Source organism: Streptomyces sp. NBC_01296, from assembly GCF_035984415.1.
Taxonomy (GTDB): Bacteria; Actinomycetota; Actinomycetes; order Streptomycetales; family Streptomycetaceae; genus Streptomyces.
Map to the genome: position 1 here is coordinate 3,478,774 of NZ_CP130720.1, position 17,740 is coordinate 3,496,513.

The following is a 17,740-nucleotide window of genomic DNA, read 5'->3' on the forward strand; positions in this document are numbered from 1 at the left end:
CCTCAGCCCTCCCGGCCGCGGCGCAGCCAGGGGCCCGCCGCGCCCCGGTCGCCGCCCCGCAGGCGGGCCACCGGGCCGGGGGCCCGTACCGCCAGGGCCGCGCCCGGGGTTCCCGAGGCGGCGGCTGCGGGCTCCGGCGTGGACGGGGGAGTCAGCAGGCCGAGTTCGCCCGCCAGCGTCCACAGCGCCTGCTTCACGCTGGAGCGGTTGTCGAGGTCCTGCACCCGTCCCGCGTCCACGACCGCCTGGAGCTCCTTGAAGGCCGCCGGCACCGGGGTCCGGGTGGCCCGGGTCTTCGTGATCTTCTCGATGAGCGCGGGCTGGATCTCCGTGTGCTTGCTCCAGCGGTTGACCACCATCGCGGTGTCCTCCGCCTTGCGGACCTGGAGCCGCTCCCACATCCGGACCAGGCGCTTCGCCGCCCGTACGGAGACCACGTCCGGGGTGGTGACCAGGACCGCCACGTCCGCCATCTCCACCGCCGCCGCGTTCGCGCCCGTCACCTGGGTGCCGCAGTCGATGACGACCAGCTCGTACCGGCTGCGCAGGGCGCCGACGATGTGCCGGGCGGCGCGTTCGTCGACCTCCTCGCCGCGTTCGCCGTCCGCCGGGGCCAGCAGCAGTGCCAGCCCGGTCCGGTCGTCGTACACCGCGTCCTGGAGCACCCGCGGCGAGATGTCCTGGATCCCGGCGAGGTCGGCGATGGAGCGCCGGAACTGCACGTCGAGGTACGAGCCGACGTCGCCGGCCTGGAGGTCCATGTCGACCAGGGCCGTACGCCGCCCCGAGGCGGCCGCGGCGAGCGCGAACTGCACGGCGGTGAAGGTGGTGCCGACGCCGCCCTTGGCCCCGGTGACGGTGACCACCTTGCCGCCGGGCCCGGTGAACACGTCGGCTCCCCGGCCCAGGTGGCGGCGTACGCCCACGGACCACTGGGCGGCGGCCTGGACGCGGGCGGCGAGCTCCTCGTACGCGAGCGGCAGCCCGATCAGACCCCGGGCGCCGGAGTCCATGGCGGCGGAGAACAGCGCCGGGCCCGCGTCGGAGGACACCAGCACCACGCCCACCGCCGGGAAGCGGAGCGCGACCTCGCGGATGAGGTCGAGCGCGGGCACCGGGCCGATCCGCTCGTGGACGAGGACCACCTCGGGCAGTTCGTCGATGGACTCGGCGGCGAGCCGCCCCAGGGTGTCCAGCAGCGAGGTGGAGTCGGGGACCGGGGCGCCCGGCTCGGCGGCCGGGAGCTGGCTGAGGAGGGTGGAGATGGCGCGGGCGGCGTCCGGGTCGCCGGCCGCGGGGAGGATTCGGGTGGTCATCCGGGCCTCACTTGTCCCCGTCGAGGGTGTACGTGCGGTCGCTCGCGCCGGGCGCGGAGTCGGTGCCGGGGGCCACCAGGGCCAGGCGTACGTGCTCCGCGAAGGACTCGGCGTACGCGACGCGCTGGGTGTCCTTGGTGTTCAGGGCGAAGGTGATCGGGACCGCCTCGGCGGGGCCCTTCTTGTCGCTGTCCTTGTCGAGGGCGGTGAGCCTGCCGACGTTCAGGACGCGCGCGTTGGCCACGATGATCACCGACCGGGAGGGCTCGGTGTCCTTGGCGCCCTTGAAGGTGGCGATGATGTTGACCTTGGCCCCGGAGTAGATCTTGCCGGCCACGCCGGTCGACGCGTCGATCATGATGGCGATCTCCTGCTCCCCGGGCTGGAGCTGCGGCTTGTCGACGAACATGCCCGCCTGGAGCAGTGAGCCCTTGCGCAGGGTGGTGAGCGTGATCTTGTCCTTGAGCTGCCCGAGGTCGGTGACGGCGGTGTCGGACAGCCAGCGCTTGGGGATCGAGACTTCCTCGAACTGGCCCGCCGACAGCGGGCTGTACGGCGCGATGTCGCCCTTGGCGCGGTACGCGACGACCTCGGACCCGACCTTGGAATTGACGTCGCCGATCACCACGAGGACCCCGCCGAACGCCGCGAGGGCGCAGAGGACCGACAGGAGCAGCAGGATGACGCCGCGGCGCTGGCGTGAGTTCATGGGCCGTACTACCTCGCCGTTCTTCGTGGTTCGAGCCGGTCAGTGTCTTGGTCTGGAGGAGCCGGGAGAGCCGGAGAACGCCGGTGCTGCCGTCCGGCCCCCTTCCTCGGCCGGCGGCGGTGCGGCCAGCGGCGCGGCGCAGAAGCCGCAGCGGTCGCCGATGAGCTCGAGGCCGCACCAGTGGCACTGCTCGCGCCGAACGGAGGCGACGAGCTGGTAGAGCACGGCCGGGTCCGGGATGGCGGCGGCGAACTCCACGAGCTTCGTCGTGGCCCACCAGACGGGCGAGTCGGCGGGGAGCGGGTTCTCCATCACGCCCTGGACCTGCCAGGCGGGGGCGAGTTCGGCCGCCACCCAGTCGGAGGCGAGCTGGCCGCGGGCGAAGGTGAGGTGCGTGGCGAATCCGGGGCCGGGCGGCAGCCCGGCGCCCGCTGCGGCCCCGGAGCGGGCGCCTCCGGAGCGGGCGCCCGAGCCGTGCCCGCCGTGTGCGGCGCGGCCGCCGTGGGCCTTGCCGCCGGAGCCGCTCAGCCTGACCAGGTGCGGGGTCGGGTGGGCCAGTACGGCGAACTGCGCGTTCGGCGACCACGAGCGCGCGTGGGCCTTGAGGCCGACCGGGACCCGGTCCAGTTTGGCGACCGAGCCCAGCAGGGCCCCCGCGTGGATGTAGTGGGACAGCAGCCGGGCCGCGGAGGCGATGACCCCGGGGCTGAAGTCGCAGACGCTCAGCTGGCGCAGCTGACGTACCAGCAGGGCCGTGGCCAGCGGGGGCAGATCGAGGTCGATGAGGGCGATCCGGTCGGTCTCCAGGATGGCCCGCACCGTGTGCAGCCGCTGGACGGTCGCCGTCGGCAGCCAGGGCGGCACGAAGACCACGAGGTGGCCGTGGCGCTCCAGCAGGGCGCTCGTCTCGGCGAGCGCGCCCGCCAGGTCTAGCTGCCCCGGCGGGTGCAGTACGACGGCCGGCGGTGTGTGCCGGTCAGGGGCCGGCAGCGCCAGATCGGCGCTGGTGACGGCAATGGCGGTCGGCACGCGAATCCCCCTGTTCACCCCGTACGCCCCATACGTCGGCGCCGCCGTCGCGTACGCGCACCCCTGCGCGACCGCAAACGATCGGCGCCCTTCCCCCTTGCCCCAGCACCATATCCGCGTCGTCCCTGGCAGGGCAGGGCCTTGGGAATTCCCGTGCTGCAGGCACCTGTCACAGGTGGCGGGAAACCCGGACAACCGGGATCGGATGCCCGATCAATTCAAGCCACATTGCAAAGAGCCTTGACACGGAGATTGGTCTGGACCAACTTGGGGCCAACACGTTGACGGGTTCCCCCACTTACGCCCGAAGGCGTCCCTCCACCTGCCCCTCCGCCTGTTCCACCACCCCCTTCACATCCCCTTCTCCCCCCACGGAGACCACGTGAACCGCATACGCTCGCTCGCCCTCCTGGGCGCCGCCACCCTCGCCGCCGGCGGCCTGACCGCCCTCGCCACCGGCACCGCCCAGGCCGCCGACGTCAACGTCGCCCGCAACGGAGGCTTCGAGTCCGGGCTCGCCGACTGGACGTGCAGCTCCGGGAGCGGCGCCGTCGTGTCCTCGCCCGTGTACGCCGGGGCCGGTGCCCTCAAGGGCACCCCCGCGGGTCAGGACAACGCGCAGTGCAGTCAGACCGTCACGGTCAAGCCGAACTCGACGTACACGCTCAGCGAGCAGGTGCAGGGCTCGTACGTGTACCTCGGCGCGACCGGGACCGGTACGCAGGACGTGTCCACCTGGACCCCCGGCTCGGGCGGCGGCTGGCAGAAGCTGTCGACCACCTTCACCACGGGCCCGAACACCACCCAGGTCACCGTGTGGACGCACGGCTGGTACGGGCAGGCCGCCTACGTCGTCGACGACTTCAGCGTCTTCGGCCCGGACGGGGGCGGCGGCACCGACCCCGGCCCGTCCGTGCCCGGCGCCCCGGCCGGGACCGCCGTTTCCGGCCAGAGCGCCAACGGGCTCACCCTTTCGTGGAACGCGGTCAGCGGGGCGAGCGGCTACTACGTCTATCAGGACGGCGTCCGGGTCAAGACCGCGTCCGGCTCCCCCGCCCAGATCACCGGGCTCGCCGCCGCCACCTCGTACTCCTTCCAGGTGAGCGCGTACAACGCGGCCGGCGAGGGTCCGAAGTCCGCGGCGGTGACCGGCACGACCACCGGCGGCGGGAACCCGGACCCGAACCCCTCGGTCCCCAAGCACGCGCTGACCGGCTACTGGCAGAACTTCAACAACGGCGCGACCGTCCAGAAGATCTCGGACGTCTCGTCCCAGTACGACATCATCGCCGTCTCCTTCGCCGACGCCACGACCACGCCCGGGGCCATCTCCTTCAACCTCGACTCGGCCGGTCTCGGCGGCTACACGGTCGACCGGTTCAAGGCGGACATCGCCGCGAAGAAGGCCGCCGGCAAGTCCGTCACCCTCTCCGTCGGCGGCGAGAAGGGCACCATCTCGGTGAACGACTCGACCTCCGCGAACAACCTGGCGAACTCGGCGTACGCGCTGATGCAGGAGTACGGCTTCAGCGGGATCGACATCGACCTGGAGAACGGCCTCAACCCGACCTACATGACGCAGGCCCTGCGCTCGCTGTCCGCCAAGGCCGGCCCCTCGCTCGTCATCACGATGGCCCCGCAGACCATCGACATGCAGTCGACGGCGGGCGGCTACTTCAAGACGGCGCTGAACATCAAGGACATCCTCACCGTCGTCAACATGCAGTACTACAACAGCGGCTCGATGAACGGCTGCGACGGCAAGGTCTACTCGCAGGGCTCGGTGGACTTCCTCACCGCGCTGGCCTGCATCCAGCTCGAGGGCGGCCTCGACCCCTCGCAGGTGGGCATCGGCGTCCCGGCCTCGCCGAGCGGCGCGGGCAGCGGGTACGTCTCCCCGACCATCGTGAACAACGCCCTGGACTGCCTGGCCCGGGGCACGAACTGCGGATCCTTCAAGCCCTCGAAGACGTACCCGGGGCTGCGCGGCGCGATGACCTGGTCGACCAACTGGGACGCCAAGGCGGGGAGCGCTTGGTCCAACTCGGTGGGTCCGAAGGTTCACGGCCTGCCCTAGGCGGTACGTGTGGGGGTGGCCGTCCCGGCAGATTTGGCCGGAATGCAGTTCTTGACCGGGACATGCCACGAGAGCACGCTGTGCGCGTCCGCACGGCTACCCCCACACTCCCACCCAGGAGAACGCATGCGGCTCCACACCCGACGCAGGGCCGCCGTCACGGCGGCCCTGCTCGCTCTCGCGCTCGGCGCACCCGCCTACGGCATGAGCGCGACGGCGGCCCCACCGCCCACACCGTCGACCGCCACCCAGGACGAGTCCGTCGTCCAGTACGAGATCAAGGGCCCGTCCACGGCCGCCGAGCGAACGGCTCTGCTCCGTACGGGTGTTTCGATCGACGAGGTCGACGCCCGCTCGGTCGTCGTCAGCGCCGACCCCATGCAGGCCAAGCAGCTGCGGGCGCTCGGATACGAGCTGACCGCGCTGCCCGGGCCGCCGGACCGTTCCGAGCGGGGCGTGGCGGCGAGCCCGATGGACTTCCCGTCCAAGGACTCGATGTACCACAACTACGCCGAGGCGAACGCGGAGATCGACCAGCGCATCGCGCAGTACCCCTCGATCATGAGCAAGAAAGTGATCGGAAAGTCGTACCAGGGCCGGGACATCGTCGCCATCAAGATCAGTGACAACGTCGCGACCGACGAGAACGAGCCCGAGGTGCTCTTCACGCACCACCAGCACGCCCGCGAGCACCTGACCGTCGAGATGGCGCTCTACCTGCTCAAGGAGTTCGGCTCCAAGTACGGCACCGACACGCGGATCACCAACATGGTCAACGGCCGCGAGATCTGGATCGTGCCGGACCTCAACCCGGACGGCGGCGAGTACGACATCGCGACCGGCTCCTACCGCTCCTGGCGCAAGAACCGGCAGCCGAACTCGGGCTCCTCGTACGTCGGCACCGACCTGAACCGGAACTGGAACTACAAGTGGGGCTGCTGCGGCGGCTCCAGCAGCAGCAAGAGCTCCGAGACCTACCGCGGCGCGGCCGCCGAGTCGGGGCCCGAGGTGAAGGTGGTCGCGGACTTCGTCCGCAGCCGCGTGGTCGGCGGCAAGCAGCAGATCACCGCCGCCATCGACTTCCACACGTACAGCGAGCTGGTGCTCTGGCCGTTCGGGTGGACGTACAACGACACGGCGCCCGGCCTGACGGCCGACGACCTCGCCGTCTACAAGACCATCGGCACCAGCATGGCCAACAGCAACGGCTACACGCCGGAGCAGTCGAGCGACCTGTACATCACGGACGGGACGATCGACGACTGGCTGTGGGGCAACCAGAAGATCTTCGCCTACACCTTCGAGATGTACCCGTCCGACACCGGCGGCGGGGGCGGCTTCTACCCGCCGGACGAGGTGATCGACCGCGAGACGGTACGCAACCGCGACGCCGTCCTGCAACTGCTGGAGAACGCGGACTGCATGTACCGCTCGATCGGCAAGCAGTCGCAGTACTGCACGTGATCCGCGACCTGTGATCCGAGCGCCGCACCGCACCGGGGGCGCCCCACCGCCAGGGGGGCGCCCCTTTCGGCCGGGGGCTACCCGACGACGGCGAGGGCGTCGATCTCGATGAGGAGGCCGGCGGGCAGGCCGACGTACACGGTGGTGCGGGCGGCCGGGGCCTCCTTGAGGCCCCGCTCTTCGAAGTAGGCGTTGTAGAGGGCGTTCATCTCGGCGAAGTGCCCGGTGTCGGTGAGGTACACCCGGATCATCATCACGTCGTCCCAGCCCGCGCCGCCGGCCTCCAGCACGGAGCGGACGTTCTCCAGCGTCTGGAGGGTCTGCTCGCGCAGCGTCGGCCCGGCGGGGGTGGGCGCCCGGCCGTCCACGTGCGGGAGGAAGCCGACCTGGCCGGCGACCTGGAGGATGTTCCCCTTGCGCACGCCGTGCGAGAACTTCGCGGGCGGGGTGGTGTGCGTGTCCGGCGTGATGGCGGTCTTCTCGGTCACGGGGTGTCCTCGCTGTTCTCCGGGGAGCCTGAGTACTCCCGGCTGACGGTGTCGGCGGTCCGCAGGACCAGGGGCAGCAGCTCGAGCAGCCCCTCGGCGGGGACGACCACGCCGGGCGCGGAGACGGACAGCGCGGCGACGACCCGCCCGTCCGGCCCGTGCACGGGGGCCCCGACGCAGTTGATCGACTCCTCGTGCCCGCCCAGGTCGGTGGCCCAGCCCTGTTCCCGTACGAGGTCCAGCTCGCGCAGGAAGGCCTGCGCGTCGGGGGTGGAGCGGGCGGTGTAGCGGGGGTAGTCGATGCGCTCGGCGAGGCTGCGCCGCTCGGCCTCGGGGAGGTCGGCGAGCAGCAGCTTCGCGACGGCGGCGACGGTGAGCGGGACGGGCTTGCCGATGCGGGAGTACATCCGGACGGGGTAGCGGCTGTCGACCTTGTCGACGTAGACCACCTCGTCGTCCTGGTGCAGGGCGAGGTGCACGGTGTGCCCGGTGATCCGGTTGAGCTCGACGAGGTGGGGGTGGGCGACGGCGCGGACGTCCAGGTTCTCCAGGGCCTGCCCGGCCAGCGCGAAGAGCTGCGCGCCGAGGCGGTAGCGGCCGTCGGGCTGGCGGTAGACGAAGCCGTGCTCGTGCAGGGTGCGCAGCAGGCGCAGGGCCGTGCTCTTGTGCACGCCGAGCTCCTCGGCGACGTCGCCGAGCCCCGCCGCCCCCTTCGCGAGCAGCGGCAGGATCCGCAGCGCCCGCTCCACCGACTGACTCACGCCATGCCCTTCCGGAACCCCACGCACGCGGCTGGACGTTGACCCTTCACCACCAGGGATGTTAGACACCCATAGGCACAGCACGCAATGAGCGTTGCACCAGCTGCAACGCGAGGAGGAATCCGCATGGGCACCGAAGCAGTCCGCCGGCTCGCCGACGAGCCGGTCGACCACCGGTTCAAGGGGCTGCCGCCCGACGCCGAGCGGGCGAAGCTCACCGTGGGCCGGCTGGCCGCCGAGAAGCGGGATCTCTACACCGGCGGCTTCACCACCCCCGTCCTCACGCTCGACGCCGACGCGCTGGAGCACAACCTCACCGCCCTCGGCACGTACGCCGCCCGCCACGGCCTCGCCTTCGCCCCGCACGGCAAGACCTGCATGGCGCCGCAGCTCTTCCAGCGCCAGCTCGAACACGGCGCCTGGGGCATCACCTCCGCCGTCCCCCACCAGGCCCGCGTCTACCGCGCCTTCGGCATCCAGCGGATCTTCCTGGCCAACGAGCTCGTCGACCCGGCCGCCCTGCAGTGGGTGGCCGCCGAGCTCGCCGCCGACCCCGGCTTCCGCTTCGTCTGCTACGTCGACTCCGTGCGCGGGGTGCAGCTCATGGACCGGGCGCTGCAGGGGCAGGACCAGGTCGTCGACGTCGTCGTCGAGCTCGGCGCCGGCGAGGGCGCCCGTACCGGCGCGCGGACCGACGAGGACTGCCGGGCCGTCGCCGACGCCGTGGCCGGGGCCGCCACCCTGCGCCTCGTCGGCATCGCCGGGTACGAGGCCGAGGTCCCCGGCGCCGACCCGGACTCCGTCCACGCGTACCTGAGCCGGCTCACCGCGCTCGCCGTCGAGTTCGACCGGGCCGGGCGGTTCGCCCCCGACCTCGAGGAGATCGTCGTCAGCGCCGGCGGCTCCGCCTGGTTCGACGCCGTCGCGGACGTGTTCGGCGCGCTCCCGGAGCTGTCGCGGCCCACCCTGCGACTGCTGCGCTCCGGCGCGTACGTCTCCCACGACCACGGCTGGTACACCCGCCTGACCCCCTTCAACCGGGTCCCGGAGGAGGGCGGCCTGCGCCCCGCCTTCCGGCTCTGGACGCAGGTCGTCTCCCGCCCCTCCCCCACGCAGGCCTTCGTCAACGCCGGCAAGCGCGACATCGCCTACGACCTGGGCCTGCCCGAGGCCGAGCTGGTCCGCGACGCGCTGACCGGCGAGGAGCGCCCCGCCACCGGTGTCCGCGTGGTCAAACTGTCCGACCAGCACGCCTGGCTGGAGACCGACTCCGCGGACGACGTCAACGTCGGGGACTGGGTGGCGCTCGGCATGTCCCACCCCTGCACGATCTTCGAGAAGTGGCCGCTGATCCCGGTCGTCGCGGCCGACGGCACGGTCACCGACTACGTCCGCACCTTCTTCTAGCGGAGCCGCGCCGGTGGACCTGGTCATCCGCGGGGCCCGCGTCGTCGACGGCACGGGCGGGCCCTCGTACACCGCCGACGTCGGCGTGCACGAGGGCCGGATCGCCGAGATCGGCCGGATCCGCTCCGGCGGCCGGCACACCGTCGACGCGCACGGCCTCGCGCTGGCCCCCGGGTTCGTCGACATGCACGCCCACAGCGACCTCGCCCTGCTCCGCGACCCGGACCACAGCGCCAAGGCCGCCCAGGGCGTGACCCTCGAGGTCCTCGGCCAGGACGGGCTCTCGTACGCGCCCGTCGACGACCGCACCCTGGCGCAGGTGCGGGCCGCCATCACCGGCTGGAACGGCGCGGGCGAGGACATCGAGTTCGGCTGGCGGGACGTGGGCGGGTACCTGGACCGGCTCGACCGCACCGGCATCGCCGTCAACGCCGCGTACCTCGTCCCGCAGGGCACCGTCCGCGCGTACGCCATCGGCTGGGACGACCGCCCGGCCACCCCCGCCGAGCTCGACCGGATGCGTACGCTCGTCGCCGAGGGCCTCGCGCAGGGCGCGGTCGGGCTGTCCTCCGGGCTCACCTACACCCCCGGCATGTACGCGTCCGGCGCCGAACTGACCGAGCTGTGCCGGGTGGTGGCCGCGTACGGCGGCTACTACTGCCCGCACCACCGCTCGTACGGGCGCGGCGCGCTCGACGCGTACGCCGAGATGGTCGAGCTGAGCCGGGAGGCCGGCTGCGCGCTGCATCTCGCGCACGCCACCATGAACTTCGCGGAGAACGAGGGCCGGGCGGGCGCCCTCCTCGCCCTCCTCGACGACGCCCTCGCCGCCGGGGCCGACATCACCCTCGACTCGTACCCGTACACCCCGGGCTGCACCACCCTCGTCGCGCTCCTGCCCAGTTGGGCGGGCGAGGGCGGGCCGCAGGCCGTCCTCGCCCGGCTGCGCGACGACGCCGAGGCCGAGCGGATCCGGTACGCGCTGGAGGTGACCGGGGCCGACGGCTGCCACGGCGTCCCCGTCGACTGGGCGACGATCGAGATCTCGGGAACGGCGGACCCCGCGCTCGGGGCGTACGTCGGCACGCGCCTGCGGGACTGGGACACCGCGCGGCGGCTGCTGGTGGAGGACCGGCTGGGGCCGACGGTCCTCCAGCACGTCGGCCACGAGGAGAACGTCCGGGCGATCATGCGCCACCGGGTCCACACCGGCGGCTCGGACGGCATCCTCCAGGGCGCGAAACCGCATCCGCGGGCGTACGGCACCTTCCCGCACTACCTCGGGCGCTATGTGCGCGAGCTCGGCGTGCTCTCGCTGGAGGAGTGCGTGGCCCACCTGTCCGGCCGCCCGGCGGCCCGACTGCGGTTGCCCGACCGGGGGTTGGTGCGCACCGGCCGGCGCGCCGATCTCGTCCTGTTCGACCCGGACACGGTCGCGGCCGGGTCGACGTACGAGAACCCGCGGGCGCTGCCGGCCGGCATCCCCCACGTGCTGATCGGCGGCCGGTTCGTGATGCGGGACGGGAAGAGGACGGACGCCTTGGCCGGCCGGTCGGTCCGCAGGACGCCGTACCGCGGGCGCTGAGACCGTTGAGGCCGTGGGGGGTTCAGGCCGTCCGCCTACGATGGGCGGCATGCTCGCCTTCGTCCCCGCCGCGCTGTTCTTCGTCCTCTTCTGCGTGAGCGTGCGGGAGGACCGCCGGCGCTTTCGGAACGCGGTCCTGCTTGGCCTCACCCTGATGTTCGGGTCGACAGGCCTGCTGTTCCAGATACCCGAACTGCCGTCACCGCTGGATGCGATCGCGGTCCTGCTGGTGCTGCTCGTGCCCACGGTCGGCACGCTCGTGCTCGGCGGCTACCTGATCCGCAACGGCCTGACGATGATCCGCAAGGAGGGCCGCAGCCCGACCAACATGCTGTCCATGGCGGCGGGCGTCGGGATCTTCGCGCTGATCGCGCTGGTCCTCGGGGTGGCCGGCCGGGGCTCGCGCGTCGTGGACACGATGGTGGCGGGCCTGATCATGCTCGTCGGCTACGTCTCCTTCCTCTTCCTCTGCTTCCTCGCGTACGCCTTCCTCTACGGGCGGATCACGGTGCGCGGAGACGTCGACTACGTGGTGATGCTGGGCTCCGGTCTCATCTGCGGCGAGCGGGTGCCGCCGCTGCTGGCGTCCCGGCTGGAGAAGGGCCGGCAGATCCACGCCGCCCAGGTGGCCCGGGGCGGCCGGGTGCCGCTGCTGCTGGTCTCGGGCGGGCAGGGGACGGACGAGAGGCTGTCGGAGGCGCGGGCGATGGCGGACTGGCTGATCGCGCAGGGCGTCCCGGAGGAACAGATACGGCTCGAGGACCGCTCCCGTACGACGAGGGAGAACCTCGCCTTCAGCCGCACGATCATGCTCGATGCGGACCCCGGCTACCGCTGCGTGGTCGTCACCAACAACTTCCACGCCTTCCGGGCCGCGATGACGGCCCGCAGGGCCGGGGTCAACGGGCAGGTGCTGGGTTCCCCGACGGCCACGTACTTCTGGCCGAGCGCCACCCTCCGCGAGTTCGCCGCGGTGTTCTGGGAGCACCGGGCGGTCAACCTGAGCATCTGCGCCTCGATAGTCGCCCTGACGGCCTGTGCGGCGGTCGCCTCGGCGTGACGGGCGGGGCCCGGATCCCTGCGGGTGCGTTCATGGCGATGTCGCCGGAGGATGAGGGGATCGGGGGACATTCCGAGGAGGTAACCGATGGACAGTGAATCGGACCAGCAGCCCAAGCGGCCGGCCAAGCTCTTCAGCGGCGGGGAACGGCCGTACGACCCCGAGGACCTCGTGATGGTGCAAGGCATGGAGCCGACTCCGGAGCGGCTCGAGAAGGCGCGCCAGCTGATCGAGAAGGAGGGCCCGGCGGTCATCGAGCGCTACCTCCCGTAGCCCGGGCGGTGGCGCGGCACGAAAGCTGCTGGTGGCCCCGGCCGGGGGTCCGCCCCCGGCCGGGGCCACATGCGCGGCGCTACGAAGCGCTGCCCGTGGCGGTGGGGGCGGGAGCGGCGGATGCGCGCAGGCTCCACCAGACCGAGCCGAGCAGCAGCGCGCCCGGGAGGATCCCCGCGACCGAGGCGATGGCGGCCCGGGAGGAACCGAGGGCGGCCATCACCAGGCCCACGGCGCCGCACGCGGACATCGCGGCGGCCAGCAGGTTCAGCGACGGCGTCCGCCAGACGGCCGCGAGCCCGAAGAAGTGCACCCCGACCACGAACGCGATCCAGGCGACCATGGCGTGCGGGGCGTGCAGCAGGTGGTTGATCACGAGGATCCCGGCCACGGCGGCGAGCACCTCGGCGCCCACCACGTACCCGTAGCGCCGTCCGAAGTGCCGGCGCGTCTCGGCGGGCGCGGTCTCGGCGGGCGCGGTCTCGGCGGGCGGGGGCGCGGGGAGGCGGCGCACCCCGCGGAACACGGCCAGGAAGGCGATCAGCGCGAGGACCCGCACGGGGATGGCGGCGGCTGTCGGCAGGGTGGCCGCGTTCACCTGCATGAAGGCGAGCCCGAATGTCGCGCCGATGATGCGGCCCGTCTTTTCCCTTGTCATGGCCACAGTTTCACCGACGGTGATCATGAGATACAAAGCGCGCTCCGGGCCGACCGCATCCAGAATCGGTGAAGGATCGTTAAGCCGCGCGGGGGCCCTGACTCGGAGGCACCGCCATGCAGACGCTCACCATCGACTGGGACCACCCCACCGACCCGAAGCCCGGCCGCGAGCGGGACCACGTACAGGATTACGTGGCGACCGGCGGACTCGACGGCCACCTCTGGCACGGGGTCCCCACGCTGCTGCTCACCACCTTCGACCGCGCCATGGGCCGCACCGCCCGGACCCCGCTGATCTACTCGACGGACGAGGGTCGGCACATCGTGCTCGCCGCCGACTGGGGCGCCCCTCAGCACCCGGCCTGGTACCGGAACCTGGCCGCCCACCCGGGGGTCCGCCTCCAGGTCGGCCCGGCCGTCTTCCAGGCCACGGCCCGTACGGCCTGCCCGATCGAGCGGGACGTCTACTGGCCCGCCATGACGGCCCTGTGGCCCCTCTTCGACGACTACCGGACGGCGGCGGCGCCCCGCGAGATCCCTCTGGTCATCCTCGAGCCGGCCCCCGGCCGCTCCGCCTGACGCCGACCGTCCGGATCACGCCCCGCATCGGACCGGCCCGGAGCCCGGCAGCCGGCCGGCCCGGCACTCACCCGTGGTCGTAGACCGTCACGGGCACGTCCCGGGCGGACAGGGCCTGGGTGATCAGCGGTTCGATGCGGGGCCACTTGCCGCCGGCCAGGCCGCAGCCTATGCGGGGCATGTGGACCGAGGCGCCCCGTTCGAGCGCGTGCCCGGCGAGCGCCGCCAGGCAGCGTTCCACCGCGCCGTAGCGGATCGGCGGGCCGCCGCTGCCCGTGCGTATGCCGCGCTGGCCGACCATGTTGGCCACCCAGACGTCCGGCGCCACCTGGACCAGCTGGACCGCGCCCAGCCCGAAGTCGTTCCCGCTGCGGCCCCGGTGCCAGGCCCGGTACGCCTTCTCGGGCTCGGGCCAGCGCTTCGAGAGCGCCACCACGAAGCCCTTGCCCCAGCCGCCGATGTCGTTGCAGACGTGCGCGATGATCTTCGGCCCCTTGGCCTGCGGGCTGGTCGCGTCCCCCGCGATGATGCGCAGATGCTCCATGTTCCGCCCCCTTTCCCCACCCACGACGGTACGGGCGACCACTGACAGTGCGGCGGCCTGCTCGCGCGGAGCGCGGACCGCCTGCCCGAGCCGCGTCCGCGCGCGCCTCGAAGCGACGAGCGTGACGAGCGCAACACCGCGGCTCGCCCGTCGCCGGCCCCCACCGATTCCGCAGGCCGGAGCGCCGCGGTGCCGCCGTTTCCAAGGGTGGACCGGGCCGCCACCGTTCCATCATGCGAAACGGGACATATCACTCCCCCGCTCCTGTCCCGAATACCTCGGCGGACCGCCCGTACGGCCCGTAAGCTCCCGTCATGCAGGTGATCCAGTCAACGAAACTCGCCAATGTCTGCTACGAGATCCGCGGCCCCGTCCTCGAAGAGGCGATGCGGCTCGAAGCAGCAGGTCATCGCATCCTCAAGCTCAACACCGGCAACCCCGCGGCCTTCGGCTTCGAGTGCCCGCCGGAGATCCTTGAGGACATGCTCCGCAACCTGGGCAACGCCCACGGGTACGGGGACGCGAAGGGGCTGCTCTCCGCGCGCCGCGCGGTCATGCAGCACTACCAGACCAAGGGCATCGAGCTGGACGTCGAGGACATCTACCTCGGCAACGGCGTCTCCGAGCTGATCCAGATGTCGATGCAGGCGCTGCTCGACGACGGCGACGAGGTGCTCGTCCCCGCGCCGGACTACCCGCTGTGGACCGCCTCCGTGTCGCTGGCCGGCGGCACCGCCGTGCACTACCGCTGCGACGAGCAGTCCGACTGGATGCCGGACCTCGCCGACATCGAGCGCAAGATCACCGACCGCACCCGCGCGATGGTGATCATCAACCCGAACAACCCGACCGGCGCCGTCTACGACGACGAGATGCTGCGCGGCCTCACGGACATCGCGCGCCGCCACAACCTGATCGTCTGCTCCGACGAGATCTACGACCGGATCCTCTACGACGGCGCCACGCACACGAACACCGCCGCGATCGCCCCGGACCTGCTGACGCTCACCTTCAACGGGCTCTCCAAGAACTACCGCGTCGCCGGCTACCGGTCCGGCTGGATGGCGGTCTGCGGCCCCAAGAAGCACGCCGCGTCGTACATCGAGGGCCTGACGATCCTGGCCAACATGCGACTGTGCGCGAACATGCCCTCGCAGCACGCCGTCGCGACCGCCCTCGGCGGCCGGCAGTCGATCACGGACCTCGTCCTCCCGGGCGGGCGGCTGCTGGAGCAGCGCGACACGGCGTACGAGCTGCTGACGCAGATCCCCGGCATCACCTGCGTGAAGCCCAAGGGCGCGCTGTACCTCTTCCCGAAGCTCGACCCGGCCGTCTACAAGATCAAGGACGACCGCCAGCTGGTCCTCGACCTGCTGCGGGCCGAGAAGATCATGGTGGTGCACGGCACGGGCTTCAACTGGCCCGAGCCCGACCACTTCCGGATCGTGACGCTGCCGAACCCCAAGGACCTGGCGGACGCGGTGACCCGGATCGGCAAGTTCCTCGACGGATACGGCCAGCCGTAGCAGGCATGGCGCACTCGATGCCGGATCGAGCACAACTTTAGAACGGATCCAATGTAGGATGGCCTCCTGACCACGCAGGAGGCCCCCACATGTACGAGCCGATCCGCACGAAGCCGGTCGTCCACCGTCTGGGCGGCCGCCACTCCGACGACCACGCCGGCTATCCGCACAGCAGCCGCGCCGAAGCGCTGGACACCCAGCTCGCCGGCCACCTGGCCGCCCTGCTGACCGTCACCGACGAGCTCGGGCTCGACGGCGCCGCCGCCCGTATCGCCGCCCAGGTGGCCCGGCTGCGCGGCGCCGAGCCCGCGCGTGCGCCGCGCGCCGACATCGCCGGGGCCGTGGAACTCACCGCCCTGCACCAGCGGGCCCATGACCTCGCCGGCCGCGCGCTGGTCGTCGCCGCGTCCCGCGCCGACACCACCGTCGCGATCCTCGCCGCCGAGCGCATGGACGCGCACGCCGCCGCCCTGGCCTCGCAGAACCTGGCCGGCAGCCTCTGATCGGCCCCGGTCCGGGGCCGCGGAGGCTCCGGACCGGGCGCCACCGCCCCGGCCTGGCCGGGCGCACGCCCCGGCTCGGCCCGTCGGGCCGGTTCCGCTAGCGGTTCGGGGTGAAATCGGCGGCAGCGACCCCGCACCAGGGGGTTGTGGCCGGGGGCCACAGAGGGCCCAGGGCCTCGGCGTGTTCCGTGGCGGACGGGGCTACGCCCGGGAGTTTCACCAGGGACTGGGCCGGGCGGGTGGCCGCGTCCGGGTCCGGATCCGCCTTTTCGCGGAACTCGACCGTGACCACGTACGCACCGGTCCCCTCGGGGCGGCCCGCCACCTCCACCGTCGCCACCACGCGGCGGCTGCCCGGATCGATCCGGCAGCCGGTGACCCGTACGTCCTCCACCGCAGGTCGCGGCGGCGCCGCGCCCGGCTCGCCGCTGGCCCAGACGTACAGGCCCAGCGGGGCGAACACCAGCAGGCCGGCCACGACCGTCAGGCCGACCGCCCAGCCCTGCCACTTCAACGCGCTCACGCCCATGGGACGATCCTCCCGGCCTGCCGCCCCGCCTGCCAGCACCGGCCGATCCACACAGCATTTCGAAGTGGGACCGCCTGGACACCTGACGTTCATTCAACTTCACGCGGAATGTGGGTTTCCGCGAGCACGCTGCACCCGTGAGACGCATCCTAGGAATCGCCCTGGCGGTCCTCCTCCTCGGCGGCGTGGTCGCCGTCGCGCTCGCCGGAGGAGACAAGACCCCCACCACGGCAACGAAGACCGTGAAAGGCGTCATCGGATCCGAGAAGTCCGAATACTTCCGCGATCCCGACGTCGTCAAAACCCTGGCCGACAAGGGCTACACCGTGAAGACCGAAACGTCCGGCTCCTGGGCGATGGACCAACTCGCCCTCAAGGAGTTCGACTTCGCCTTCCCCAGCAGCAGTGAACCCGCCACGGAGATCGAGGCCGCGGCCGGCGTCAAGGGCGCCCAGACCACCAAGCCCTTCTTCTCCCCGCTCGTGGTCATCGCCCGCTCCAACGCCGCCAAGGTGCTCGCCGACAACAACCTCGCCAAGATGACCGGCAAGAACTCCGGGACCCTCCTCATGGGCCCCTACCTCAAGGCCGCCGGCGAGGACCGCACGTGGCAGCAGCTGTCCGGCTCCGCCGCCTTCGCCGAGCTGACCGGCACCGTGTTCATCAAGACCACCGATCCCGCCACGTCCAACTCCGGCGCGCTCTTCCTGGCCGCCACTTCCAACGTCGCCAACGGCAACAGCGTGGTCTCCGACCAGGCCGCGATCGACCGCACCGCGCCCCTGATGCAGAAGCTGATCTCCGTCCAGGGCGCCCTGGAGCCGAGCACCGACGACCCCTTCCGGGCCTTCATCTCCGGCAGCGGCGAGCCGCTCATCCTCGCGTACGAGTCGCAGGTCGCCTCGCTGCTCCAGCAGAAACCCGGACCGGGGGCCACCGACGGCATGGTCGTCCTCTACCCGGACACCACCGTCAACTCCCCGCACACCTTCGTGCCGATCAGCGAGAACGCCAAGGAGCTCGGCTCCCTCCTCGCCAACGACCCGAAGCTGCGCGAGCTGGCCGTCCGGCACGGGTTCCGGCCGCAGAACGGCGTGTCCGAGTTCACCGCGGCCACCGCCTCGCACGCCGCGTACATCAACCCGGAGCTGACCGGAATCCGCCAGGTCAGCGCACCGACCGTCAAGATCCTCATGGCGCTGGCCGCGCGCGCCAAGGGCTAGGGGGACC

General features: G+C 71.9%; 18 protein-coding genes. 10 read left to right on the forward strand and 8 right to left on the reverse strand.

Translation table 11 applies throughout. The features are described from left to right. Positions 1-2 precede the first annotated feature (2 nt). Genes OG299_RS15490 through OG299_RS15500 form a run of 3 tightly spaced genes read right to left on the reverse strand, consistent with a single transcriptional unit; the run spans position 3 to position 3,054 of the window. Positions 3-1,316, reverse strand: coding sequence for a CpaE/TadZ family protein (locus OG299_RS15490; protein WP_266626033.1), 1,314 nt, complete (start codon positions 1,314-1,316; stop codon positions 3-5). Between the two features lie 7 nt (positions 1,317-1,323). Continuing rightward, on the reverse strand, positions 1,324-2,025 hold the full coding sequence (gene cpaB, locus OG299_RS15495) for a Flp pilus assembly protein CpaB (RefSeq protein ID WP_266626035.1): 702 nt from the start codon (positions 2,023-2,025) through the stop codon (positions 1,324-1,326). A gap of 39 nt (positions 2,026-2,064) precedes the next feature. Further along, positions 2,065-3,054: a hypothetical protein gene (locus OG299_RS15500; RefSeq protein WP_266626037.1), complete on the reverse strand. Its 990-nt coding sequence runs from the start codon at positions 3,052-3,054 to the stop codon at positions 2,065-2,067. A gap of 382 nt (positions 3,055-3,436) precedes the next feature. Between OG299_RS15500 and OG299_RS15505 the strand changes: the two genes are divergently transcribed. Next, positions 3,437-5,131, forward strand: a complete 1,695-nt coding sequence (locus tag OG299_RS15505) for a chitinase (protein ID WP_442817510.1) — start codon at positions 3,437-3,439, stop codon at positions 5,129-5,131. A 126-nt stretch (positions 5,132-5,257) separates the two neighbouring features. Further along, positions 5,258-6,595, forward strand: a complete 1,338-nt coding sequence (locus OG299_RS15510; RefSeq protein WP_327361783.1) for a M14 family metallopeptidase — start codon at positions 5,258-5,260, stop codon at positions 6,593-6,595. 77 nt (positions 6,596-6,672) lie between these two features. On the opposite strand, the gene OG299_RS15515 is transcribed toward OG299_RS15510, so the two are convergent. Both OG299_RS15515 and OG299_RS15520 read right to left on the reverse strand, forming a co-directional pair. Then, a complete protein-coding gene (locus OG299_RS15515) occupies positions 6,673-7,083 on the reverse strand; it encodes a RidA family protein (RefSeq protein ID WP_327361784.1) in 411 nt (136 codons plus the stop codon). Then, positions 7,080-7,844 carry an IclR family transcriptional regulator gene (locus OG299_RS15520; protein WP_266626043.1) on the reverse strand — a complete coding sequence of 255 codons (765 nt, stop codon included), beginning with the start codon at positions 7,842-7,844 and terminating at the stop codon, positions 7,080-7,082. The genes OG299_RS15515 and OG299_RS15520 overlap by 4 nt, the downstream gene beginning before the upstream one ends. A 126-nt stretch (positions 7,845-7,970) precedes the next feature. Here OG299_RS15520 and OG299_RS15525 point away from each other — a divergent pair, with 126 nt between their 5' ends. From OG299_RS15525 to OG299_RS15540, 4 genes are all read left to right on the forward strand, one after another. Continuing rightward, on the forward strand, positions 7,971-9,251 hold the full coding sequence (locus tag OG299_RS15525; protein WP_327361785.1) for an alanine racemase: 1,281 nt from the start codon (positions 7,971-7,973) through the stop codon (positions 9,249-9,251). Between the two features lie 13 nt (positions 9,252-9,264). Then, positions 9,265-10,836: an N-acyl-D-amino-acid deacylase family protein gene (locus OG299_RS15530; protein ID WP_327361786.1), complete on the forward strand. Its 1,572-nt coding sequence runs from the start codon at positions 9,265-9,267 to the stop codon at positions 10,834-10,836. A gap of 49 nt (positions 10,837-10,885) precedes the next feature. Then, entirely contained in the window at positions 10,886-11,896 is a 1,011-nt protein-coding gene (locus OG299_RS15535) for a YdcF family protein (RefSeq protein WP_266626049.1), read from the forward strand. 87 nt (positions 11,897-11,983) lie between these two features. Then, a complete protein-coding gene (locus OG299_RS15540) occupies positions 11,984-12,169 on the forward strand; it encodes a hypothetical protein (protein WP_030290913.1) in 186 nt (61 codons plus the stop codon). A gap of 79 nt (positions 12,170-12,248) precedes the next feature. On the opposite strand, the gene OG299_RS15545 is transcribed toward OG299_RS15540, so the two are convergent. After that, the gene (locus tag OG299_RS15545) at positions 12,249-12,827 is read right to left on the reverse strand and encodes a hypothetical protein (protein ID WP_327361787.1); all 579 of its coding nucleotides are present in this window, start codon (positions 12,825-12,827) and stop codon (positions 12,249-12,251) included. A 116-nt stretch (positions 12,828-12,943) separates the two neighbouring features. Between OG299_RS15545 and OG299_RS15550 the strand changes: the two genes are divergently transcribed. Next, complete coding sequence (locus tag OG299_RS15550; protein ID WP_266626055.1) at positions 12,944-13,408, forward strand: nitroreductase/quinone reductase family protein; 465 nt, start codon at positions 12,944-12,946, stop codon at positions 13,406-13,408. Positions 13,409-13,475: 67 nt separating this feature from the next. Here the strand turns inward: OG299_RS15550 and OG299_RS15555 are convergent, their stop codons facing one another. Next, positions 13,476-13,952, reverse strand: a complete 477-nt coding sequence (locus OG299_RS15555) for a macro domain-containing protein (RefSeq protein WP_327361788.1) — start codon at positions 13,950-13,952, stop codon at positions 13,476-13,478. A 314-nt stretch (positions 13,953-14,266) separates the two neighbouring features. Here OG299_RS15555 and OG299_RS15560 point away from each other — a divergent pair, with 314 nt between their 5' ends. Both OG299_RS15560 and OG299_RS15565 read left to right on the forward strand, forming a co-directional pair. Beyond that, positions 14,267-15,478, forward strand: a complete 1,212-nt coding sequence (locus OG299_RS15560; RefSeq protein ID WP_266626059.1) for a pyridoxal phosphate-dependent aminotransferase — start codon at positions 14,267-14,269, stop codon at positions 15,476-15,478. Between the two features lie 89 nt (positions 15,479-15,567). Further along, positions 15,568-15,981 carry an SCO4983 family protein gene (locus tag OG299_RS15565; RefSeq protein WP_266626061.1) on the forward strand — a complete coding sequence of 138 codons (414 nt, stop codon included), beginning with the start codon at positions 15,568-15,570 and terminating at the stop codon, positions 15,979-15,981. A 97-nt stretch (positions 15,982-16,078) separates the two neighbouring features. On the opposite strand, the gene OG299_RS15570 is transcribed toward OG299_RS15565, so the two are convergent. Continuing rightward, positions 16,079-16,504: a hypothetical protein gene (locus tag OG299_RS15570; protein WP_327361789.1), complete on the reverse strand. Its 426-nt coding sequence runs from the start codon at positions 16,502-16,504 to the stop codon at positions 16,079-16,081. Positions 16,505-16,647: 143 nt separating this feature from the next. Here OG299_RS15570 and OG299_RS15575 point away from each other — a divergent pair, with 143 nt between their 5' ends. Next, complete coding sequence (locus tag OG299_RS15575) at positions 16,648-17,733, forward strand: hypothetical protein (RefSeq protein ID WP_327361790.1); 1,086 nt, start codon at positions 16,648-16,650, stop codon at positions 17,731-17,733. Positions 17,734-17,740: the final 7 nt, after the last annotated feature.